Below are 8,642 nucleotides of genomic sequence, written 5' to 3'. Positions count from 1 at the left end.
CTACACTATACCATGGTCGTCGGCAGCGTCAGATGTGTATAAGAGACAGCCCATACCCGGACCCGCGCCGTGCTGAGCACGGTGCTCTCGGCGACCGTGATGAAGCAGCTTCGCGGGCAATTTGCCGCCGCCGCGGAGGCCCGCCTCGATGCGCTGCTGGAGAAGCGCAGGTTCGACGCGATCACGGACCTTGCGGAAGCCTATCCGTTGTCGATCTTCCCGGATGCGCTCGGCCTGAGGCCGGAGGGCCGCGAGCATCTGCTGCCCTACGCCAGTCTGGTGTTCAATGCCTTCGGCCCGCCGAACGAGCTCCGCAAGGAGGCGATAGAGCGCTCGGCGCCGCATCAGGCCTATGTTGCCGAGCAATGCCAGCGCGACAATCTCACCCCGGGCGGCATCGGCGCCTGCATCCACGCCCATGTCGATACCGGCGCCATTACCGCGACCGAAGCGCCGCTGCTGGTGCGCTCGCTGCTGTCGGCCGGTCTCGACACGACCGTCAACGGTATCGGCGCCGCCGTCTACTGCCTTGCCCGCTTTCCCGACCAGTTCCAGAAGCTGCGCAACGATCCGACGCTGGCGCGCAACGCCTTCGAGGAAGCCGTGCGGTTCGAAAGTCCGGTCCAGACTTTCTTCCGCACCACGACCCGTGACGTCGAGCTCAGTGGGGCCAGCATCGGCGAAGGCGAGAAGGTGCTGATGTTCCTCGCCGCGGCCAATCGCGATCCGCGCCGCTGGGAACAGCCCGACAGCTACGACATCACCCGTCGTACGTCGGGCCACGTCGGCTACGGTTCGGGCATCCATATGTGCGTCGGCCAGCTCGTCGCCCGCCTCGAAGGCGAGGTGATGATGGCGGCGCTGGCGCGTCGTGTCGCCAGGATCGACATCACCGGCGAGCCAAAGCGCCTTTTCAACAACACGCTGCGCGGGCTCAGCAGCCTGCCGGTCGAGATCACGCCGGCCTGACGAGACGCTCAAGACCAGCAAAAGGTCGATTGAGGAAACATGGGAGGGAGACGATGAGGGGCTTCGGGGTCGGGCGATTGAGGATTGGACTTGCGCTGGCATTGGCCTGCGCCGCCGGCAGCGCACGCGCGGAGATTTCCGGCGATGTGGTGCGCGTCGGCGTGCTCAACGACATTTCCGGCATCTTCCAGGACACCAACGGCATGGGTTCGGTGGAAGCCGCGCGCATGGCCGCGGAGGATTTCGGCGGCGGCGGCAAGGGCATCAAGGTGGAGATCGTCTATGCCGATCACCAGAACAAGGCCGACGTGGGATCTGCGATCGCGCGCAAATGGCTCGATGTCGAAGGCGTCGATGCCATCGTCGACGTGCCGAACTCGGCGGTCGGGCTCGCCATCAACACCATCCTGCGCGATAGCCGGATGACGTTCCTGGCGTCGTCGACCGCGAGCTCCGATCTCACCGGCAAGGCCTGCTCGCCGAACACCATTCAATGGGTCAACGACGCCTGGGCCACCGGCAACACCACCGCGGCCGCGATGATGCAGCGCGGTGGCAAGGATTGGTATTTCGTGACCGTGGATTATGCGCTCGGCAAAGGCATTGAAGCCGAAGCGACGAACTACATCGAGAAGCACGGCGGCAAGGTTTTGGGCTCGAGCAAACATCCGCTCGGCACGTCGGACTTCGCGTCCTTCCTGCTCCAGGCGCAGAGCTCGAAAGCAAAAGTCATCGGGCTCGCCAATGCCGGCGGCGACACCATCAACGCGGTGAAGCAGGCGGCCGAGTTCGGCATCCAGCAGGGCGGCCAGACCATGGTGGCGTTCCTGCTGTTCGTGAACGACATCCACGGCATGGGCCTGAAGGTCGCGCAGGGCCTGCAGCTGCTGGAAGCCTTCTACTGGGACATGAACGACGACACCCGCGCGTTCGCAAAGCGCTTCGCCGCGCGTCCCGGCATGAACGGCAAGATGCCGAGCGGCAACCAGGCCGGCGTCTACGCCTCGACGCTCGCCTACCTCAACGCGGTTGCCGCCACCGGCAGCGACGACGCCAAGGCGGTGGTGCCGCAGATGAAGACCTTCAAGGGCAAGGACAAACTGTTCGGCGAAACCACGATCCGCCAGGACGGCCGCGTGATCCACCCGATGTATCTGTTCGAGGTGAAGAAGCCGGACGAGTCGAAGTACCCCTACGACTATTACAAGCTGATCGCGACCATCCCGGCCGACCAGGCGTTCCGCCCGCTGGCCGACGGCGGCTGCTCGCTGGTGAAGTGAGGTTGCTGCCGCGAACACCGCTGCGCCCCCTCTCCCCTTGTGGGAGAGGGTTGGGGTGAGGGGTATCTCTCCATGCGGCGTGCTGCGCGGAGAGACCGCGACCCCTCACCCGGATCGCATTTCGCTTCGCTTCATGCGTTCCGGCCTCTCCCACAAGGGGAGAGGCGGACCGAATGTGCGGTGCGCTGTTCGTGAACTCGCTACGCTGCCTTCGCTGCTCCGTCAGCCACCTTCACCCGCGCCAGCATCTCGGCCGCCGTCATCACATGCGCGGTTGAGAATGCGAGGATCGTCAGCGTGGCGCGGTGCACCTCCTCGGCGGACAGCGCGCCCTGGCCGACATCCGGATAATCGAACGTGCCCGTCGCGTCCGACAGGAAGACGACCTTGTAATTGTGGAACATGGCGTCGCGCGCGGTGGCGTGGCAGCAGTTCTCGGTCGTGGTCCCCGAGACGATCACCGTGGTGATGCCCCATTCGCGCAGGATGAGATCGAGATCGGTGGCGAAGAACGCGCTGTAGCGGTGCTTCTTGATGACGTGCTCGCCGGGGGCGGGTGCGAGGTCGTCGAAGATCTCGACGCCCTCGGTGCCGTCGACCAGCGACGACCGGTCGGCGATCGGCGAATAGAGATCGTCGTAGAGCCCCATATCGCTGCCGTCGCGGCGATGCACATGCGCGGTGTAGACGACGCGGATGCCCTTGTCGCGGCAGGCCTTCAGGGTCTGCGCCAGCCGCGGCACCATGGCGGCGGCCTGGGCGGAACGCAGCTTGGCGCCCTCGGCCACGAAATCGTTCTGCATGTCGACGACGATCATGACCGTGCGGGCCGGATCGATGATTTCGCATTGGTAGCCCATGTGGTGTCTCCTCCTGGTGAGAGACAATTTCTACGCCGGTTCCCGCGATCGTTCTTGGCTGCGCCGGCCAGCCGCTGGTCTCTGCTTGCCAGAAGGGAGGGCTGGACGCAGAATATCCCGCTGCCGGGTTGGGCGGGAGCAAGGTCCGATGCAGACCCCAGATCACACAGTCGTCGCGCAAACGCTTGTTGCGCCGGGTGACAGTTTCGACCGCTGGCATCACGTCACCTGCCGCGAATTCTCGCTGACCGAATGCCGCCGCGTCGCCGACGAGGCGTTCCGGGCGTCGATCTCGATCCGCCATCTCGGCCCGCTTGCCATCAACGACATCTGGTCGTCGACGCCGGCCGCCGACCGCATCCGGGTGATGCGCAGCGCGAGCGACGTCCGCAGGGATCCGCGCGACTATTTCATGCTGTGGCTCACGCTGCGCGGCGAGGTCAGCTTTGCACAAGGCGGCCGCGACGTGCGCATGCGCCGGGGCGATCTGATGCTCCATGACCAGGCGCAGCCGTTCACGCTGGAATTCGCCCCGAGCGCGCGCGCGATCATGGTGTCGATCCCGCGGCCGCTGCTGCTCGCACGCCTGCCGGATGCGCAGCGCCTGACGGCGCGGCGGGTCGGCAACGCGTCGAAAGTGGGAGCGCTGGCGGGATCGCTGATCCGCCGGCTGACGCAGCTCGATGACGCGGCCGGACCTGCGGCGATACGGCTTAGCGCGGCGGCACTCGATATTTTCGCGACCACGCTGCAGACCGAGCTGACGGACGAAGGGCCGCAGCGCGGCGACGAACGACTGGTGCGGGTCAAGGCCTACATCCTGGCCAATCTCGACGATCCCGGGCTCGATCTCGATGCGATCGCCACCGCGCAGAACATGGCGCCGCGCACGCTCAATCGCCTGTTCGCGCGCGAAGGCTCGACGCCGATCCGCTGGCTGTGGCAGCAGCGCCTCGCCGGCGCCTACCAGGCGCTGGCCGAGCGGCGCTTCAGCCATGTCACCGATGTCGCGCTGAGCTTCGGCTTCAGCGACGTCTCGCATTTCAGCCGCGCCTTCAAGGCCGCGTTCGGCCGCTCGCCGCATCAGGTGATGGGGTGAGGAACTCGCAAAATCTCGAGCCACGTCATTGCGAGCGGAGCGAAGCAATCCATCTCACCGCTTGCTGAGAGATGGATTGCTTCGTCGCTATCGCTCCTCGCAATGACGGTGTTCCCACGGGCGGCCATAGCGTGAGCGCGCCCAGCTCCGCGAGAGCGCTACTGCGCGACCTTGCTGCTGCCTTGCGTGATCAGCCGTGCGGCGCGCTGGTCGCGGGTGTGGATCCAGAGCCAGTTCATCGCCACCGCAATCCGATGCCGCACGCCGATCAGGAAGTAGATGTGGGCGAGGCCCCAGATCCACCATGCCAGAGAGCCGCGCAGCTTGAGCCAGCCGAAATCGATCACCGCCTTCTTCTTGCCGATCTGGGCGAGGCTGCCGGCATGCTTGTAGCGGAACGGCGGCAGCGTCTTGCCGTCGAGCCGGGCCTTGATCAGCGCGGCGACATAGCGCCCCTCCTGCTTGGCGGCCGGCGCGATGCCCGGCACCGGATTGCCGTCGGGATCCTTGATCGTGACGGTGTCGCCGACGGCGAAGACATCGGGATGGCCCGGCACGGTCAGATCCGGCTCGACCTGCAGCCGATGGGCGCGATCGGCCGGCGCGTTCAGCCATTCGGCGGCGCGCGAGGCGCGCACGCCGGCGGCCCAGACGATGGTGCGCGCCTCCAGCCTCTTGCCGCCGAACACCACGCCGTCGGCCGAGCATTCGGTGACCGGCTCGCCCAGCATCACCTCGACGCCGAGTTTCTCAAGTGACGCCTGCGCATAGGCCGAGAGATCGTCGGGAAATCCTGCCAGCACGCGCGGGCCGGCCTCGATCAGCACCACGCGCGCCTTGCGCGTATCGATGTGACGGAAGTCTTGCGGCAGCGTGTCCTTGGCGAGGTCGGCGATGGTGCCGGCCATCTCGACGCCGGTCGGGCCGGCGCCGATGATGACGAAGGTCAGCAGTGCCGCGCGCTTGGCCGGATCGGTCTCGCGCTCGGCGCGTTCGAAGGCGACCAGGATGCGCCGCCGCAGCGTGGTCGCGTCCTCCAGCGTCTTCAGGCCGGGCGCGAACGGCTCCCATTCGTCATGGCCGAAATAGGCGTGGCGCGCGCCGGTGGCGAGGACCAGCGTGTCGTAAGGAATGCTGCCGCCGTCGTCGAGTTGCACCTGCTTCGCCGCGGCGTCGACGCCGCAGACATTGGCGAACAGCGTCGTCACCTCGGGCCGGTCGCGCAGGAGATAGCGGATCGGCCAGGCGATCTCGCTGGTGGCAAGCGAAGCGGTCGCGACCTGATAGAGCAGCGGCTGGAACAGATGGTGGTTGCGGCGATCGATCAGGGTGATCTCGACCGGCGCCCCTGCGAGACCGAAGGCGGCTTCCAAGCCGCCGAAGCCGGCGCCGACGATCACCACGCGATGAGGTTTGGCCGGCGCTTGCGTCATCTGATGTCGCCCTCGGGTTCGAACGGCTTCGTCGTTGGATTATGTATTCATTCGCAGCCTCATTCCAACACGAAATGCCCGATCGCCCGATAGCAAAACCCAATCGCCGCAGGCCTCACGCATCCTGCGGCGCGGTCGCGGCGACGGCCCGCCGCCGCATCGGCAGGAACAGTCCCGCGACCGCGCCGGCAAATGACAGCGTTGCGGCAAGGCTCATCGCCGACGCGAATCCGTTTGCGAAATGACCGGATGAATCGGCTGCGCCATTGGCGGAAAAGCTCGCCACCAGCGCCGCGATGCCGAACATGCCGCCGAGGAAGCGGCCCATGTTGAAGACGCCCGACGCCTTGCCCATCTCGCTGACGGCGACCGCGCCCAGCACCGCGTTCTGCGCGGCCGGCATCGCCATCGACACGCCGACGCCGGCGAGCACCAGCGGCGCGACCAGCGCCGAATAGGGCACTGTGGGGCTCACGATCTCGCTGATCCATCCGAGCCCGACCGCCTGCATCAGGAGGCCGGTGACGACCAGCGTGCGCTCGCCGAACCGGTTGACCGCGGCGCCGGCGATCGGCGCGGTGACGAACAGCGTCGCCGTCCACGGCAGCAAACGCAGCCCGGCACCGAAGGCGTCGAAGCCGAGCGCGATCTGCAGGAACTGCGGCAGCAGGAACAGCACGCCATACATCGCGGCGTATAACAGCACGCTTGCGGCCATCCCGGATGCAAACGGCCGTGCCGCGAACAGCCGCATCGGCACCATCGGGCTTGTGGCGCGCAGCTCCCACAGCACGAACATCGCTGCCAGCGCGACGCCGGCGATCAGCGCGCCCGTCACTTCCGCGCTGGCCCAGCCGACGCCGTTGCCGCGCAGCAGGCCCCAGACCAGGGCCAGCGCCGCGAGCGCGACCAGCGCGAGGCCGGTGACGTCCAGCGGCGCAGCCGGCCCGAAACTTTCGCGCAGGCGGGTGATCACGAGGGCGATCGCGATGAGGCCGATCGGCAGGTTGATCCAAAAGATCCAGCGCCAGCCGAGATGCTCGGTGATGAAGCCGCCGATCGCGGGACCGATGATCAGCGCGCATCCGGTGATGCCGCTGAAAATGCCGAGCGCGCGGGCGCGCTCCTCGCGGCCGAACGCGCCGCTCAGGATCGCCATCGCCAGCGGCATCACCAGCGCCGCGCCTGCGCCCTGCAATGCGCGCGCGGCGATCAATGCTGCGGCGTCGCCGGCCAGTGCACAGGCCGCGGATGCCACGACGAACAGGCCGATCCCGGCTACGAACATCCTCCGCCGCCCGAACCGGTCGCCGAGCGCCGCGCCGCTCAGGAGGAGCACCGCGAAGGTCAGGTTGAAGGCGTTGACGGTCCATTGCAGCGTCTCCACCCGGCTTCCGAAATCGGCGCGGATGGTGGCGAAGGCCGTGGTCATGATCATGGCGTCGAGCGCCATCATGAAAGATGCCAGCGCGGTGAGGCCGAGCACCCAGCGCTGCTCGGCGCGCTGCTGAGGGGTCTGCATGGTCGTTCTCCCTTGCTGCGCCGCGAGGTTGCGGCGCGCTTCGCCGGGAAGGACGAACCGGAACGGGCAAAGGATGCGGCCAAAATTTATTTTTGCCGGACCGCATCCTTTGGCGGTTGGCAAACGTCCTTGGGTCTGAGGCGGCCGGTTCAGGCCGCAGAACCAGGCCAAGGAGGCTGCGATGAGACGGACCCTGATCAGGTACAAGGCGAAGCCGGAGATGGCGGAGAAGAATGCCGCGCTGGTGTCGGCCGTGTTCGCCGAGCTGAAGGCGGCGAAGCCGGACGGCGTGCGCTATCTGACCCTGCGGCTGGAGGACGATACCTTCATCCACATGGTCGAGACCGCCGCCGAAGACGGCTCGAGCCCGATCCCGAAACTGGCCGCGTTCCAGGCCTTCCAGGACGGCATCCGCGATCGTTGCGCCGAGCCGCCGCTGGTTCGAAGTGCGGTGATTGTCGGGAATTATCGTATGCTGGATGAGCCGTGAACCGGCGGGCAGTGCACCGATCTGGCGGAGCCATCATGACGTCACCACACCAAGCGCCGGCCGCGACCGACGTCGACGCGCTCTTGGCGGCGATGCGGCCGAGGCTGCATCGCTACTGTGCCCGCATGGTCGGATCGGTCATCGACGGCGAGGATGTGCTGCAGGATGCGTTGATCAAGGCGATGGAAGCCTTCGCGTCCGCAGGCCCGATCCAGAATCCGCAAGCCTGGCTGTTCCGGATCGCGCACAACACCGCGCTCGATTTCCTCAGGCGGCGCAACCGCCAGGAAGCGCTCCACGCGCCGGAGGAGGTGGACATGATGGCCGGAGAGCTGGATGATTTGGACCGCCGCGAGATCGCCGCGACCGGCCTGCGCACCTTCATGCGCCTGCCGGTGGCACAGCGCTCCAGCGTGATCCTGATGGACGTGCTCGGCTGCTCCTTGCAGGAGATCTGCGGCATCATGGATTTCAGCCTGCCCGCGGTGAAAGCCGCGCTGCACCGTGGACGCACGCAGCTGCGCGAGTTTGCGAGCGAACCGGACGATGCGCCGCGGCCCGGCCTGTCGCCGGCCGACCGCGTCAGGCTCAACGCCTATGTCAGCCGCTTCAACGCCCGCGACTTCGATGCCATCCGCGCCATGATCGCCGATGACATCAGACTCGAGCTCGTCAACCGCACGCGGCTGAACGGCAAGGCCGAGGTGTCGCGCTACTTCGGCAATTATTCGAAGATCGACGACTGGCACCTGGTGACCGGACAGGTCGAGGGACGCCCTGCGATCCTGGTGTTCGACCCGAACGCAGAGGGCGCGCCGCCGAGATCGTTCATGCTGCTCGACTGGTCCGCCGACAAGGTCGCGACGATCAGGGATTTCCGCCACGCGTCCTATGCGATCGACGGCGCCGAATGGGCGGTGGACAAGGGGTGATCGGCTTTCGCCGCCAGCCTGTGGCTCAGTGATCGCGCGGCAAATTCCGCGTCGTCC

The 8,642-nt window shown here is 66.8% G+C and carries 7 protein-coding genes and 1 pseudogene; 5 read left to right on the top strand and 3 right to left on the bottom strand.

The window, feature by feature from the left end:
* Window positions 1-48 precede the first annotated feature (48 nt).
* Both PMN64_RS14795 and PMN64_RS14790 read left to right on the top strand, forming a co-directional pair.
* Window positions 49-969: pseudogene (locus PMN64_RS14795) on the top strand (cytochrome P450); the annotation flags it as partial.
* 53 nt (window positions 970-1,022) lie between these two features.
* On the top strand, window positions 1,023-2,249 hold the full coding sequence (locus PMN64_RS14790; RefSeq protein ID WP_411781184.1) for an ABC transporter substrate-binding protein: 1,227 nt from the start codon (window positions 1,023-1,025) through the stop codon (window positions 2,247-2,249).
* A gap of 200 nt (window positions 2,250-2,449) precedes the next feature.
* Here PMN64_RS14790 and PMN64_RS14785 read toward each other — a convergent pair whose 3' ends face one another.
* Window positions 2,450-3,109, bottom strand: coding sequence for an isochorismatase family protein (locus tag PMN64_RS14785; RefSeq protein ID WP_411781183.1), 660 nt, complete (start codon window positions 3,107-3,109; stop codon window positions 2,450-2,452).
* Window positions 3,110-3,257: 148 nt separating this feature from the next.
* Here PMN64_RS14785 and PMN64_RS14780 point away from each other — a divergent pair, with 148 nt between their 5' ends.
* On the top strand, window positions 3,258-4,208 hold the full coding sequence (locus tag PMN64_RS14780; protein ID WP_411781182.1) for a helix-turn-helix domain-containing protein: 951 nt from the start codon (window positions 3,258-3,260) through the stop codon (window positions 4,206-4,208).
* 158 nt (window positions 4,209-4,366) lie between these two features.
* Here PMN64_RS14780 and PMN64_RS14775 read toward each other — a convergent pair whose 3' ends face one another.
* Complete coding sequence (locus PMN64_RS14775) at window positions 4,367-5,641, bottom strand: NAD(P)/FAD-dependent oxidoreductase (protein WP_411781181.1); 1,275 nt, start codon at window positions 5,639-5,641, stop codon at window positions 4,367-4,369.
* 115 nt (window positions 5,642-5,756) lie between these two features.
* Complete coding sequence (locus PMN64_RS14770; protein ID WP_411781180.1) at window positions 5,757-7,163, bottom strand: DHA2 family efflux MFS transporter permease subunit; 1,407 nt, start codon at window positions 7,161-7,163, stop codon at window positions 5,757-5,759.
* A 181-nt stretch (window positions 7,164-7,344) separates the two neighbouring features.
* Here PMN64_RS14770 and PMN64_RS14765 point away from each other — a divergent pair, with 181 nt between their 5' ends.
* Complete coding sequence (locus PMN64_RS14765; RefSeq protein ID WP_137481187.1) at window positions 7,345-7,653, top strand: hypothetical protein; 309 nt, start codon at window positions 7,345-7,347, stop codon at window positions 7,651-7,653.
* A gap of 35 nt (window positions 7,654-7,688) precedes the next feature.
* On the top strand, window positions 7,689-8,585 hold the full coding sequence (locus tag PMN64_RS14760; RefSeq protein WP_411781179.1) for a sigma-70 family RNA polymerase sigma factor: 897 nt from the start codon (window positions 7,689-7,691) through the stop codon (window positions 8,583-8,585).
* Window positions 8,586-8,642 lie beyond the last annotated feature (57 nt).

The sequence above is a fragment of the Bradyrhizobium sp. UFLA01-814 genome, assembly GCF_046718885.1.
Classification (GTDB): domain Bacteria; phylum Pseudomonadota; class Alphaproteobacteria; order Rhizobiales; family Xanthobacteraceae; genus Bradyrhizobium; species Bradyrhizobium elkanii.
The sequence above is the reverse complement of the archived record's forward strand: the minus strand, read 5'-3'. Positions and strand labels throughout refer to the sequence as shown.

What these genes read in the sequence shown, in the direction of transcription:
- PMN64_RS14785 (WP_411781183.1), bottom strand. Translation starts at nt 3,109, where the DNA reads ATGGGCTACCAATGCGAAATCATCGATCCGGCCCGCACGGTCATGATC.
- PMN64_RS14775 (WP_411781181.1), bottom strand. Translation starts at nt 5,641, where the DNA reads ATGACGCAAGCGCCGGCCAAACCTCATCGCGTGGTGATCGTCGGCGCC.
- PMN64_RS14790 (WP_411781184.1), top strand. Translation starts at nt 1,023, where the DNA reads ATGAGGGGCTTCGGGGTCGGGCGATTGAGGATTGGACTTGCGCTGGCA.
- PMN64_RS14760 (WP_411781179.1), top strand. Translation starts at nt 7,689, where the DNA reads ATGACGTCACCACACCAAGCGCCGGCCGCGACCGACGTCGACGCGCTC.
- PMN64_RS14765 (WP_137481187.1), top strand. Translation starts at nt 7,345, where the DNA reads ATGAGACGGACCCTGATCAGGTACAAGGCGAAGCCGGAGATGGCGGAG.
- PMN64_RS14770 (WP_411781180.1), bottom strand. Translation starts at nt 7,163, where the DNA reads ATGCAGACCCCTCAGCAGCGCGCCGAGCAGCGCTGGGTGCTCGGCCTC.
- PMN64_RS14780 (WP_411781182.1), top strand. Translation starts at nt 3,258, where the DNA reads ATGCAGACCCCAGATCACACAGTCGTCGCGCAAACGCTTGTTGCGCCG.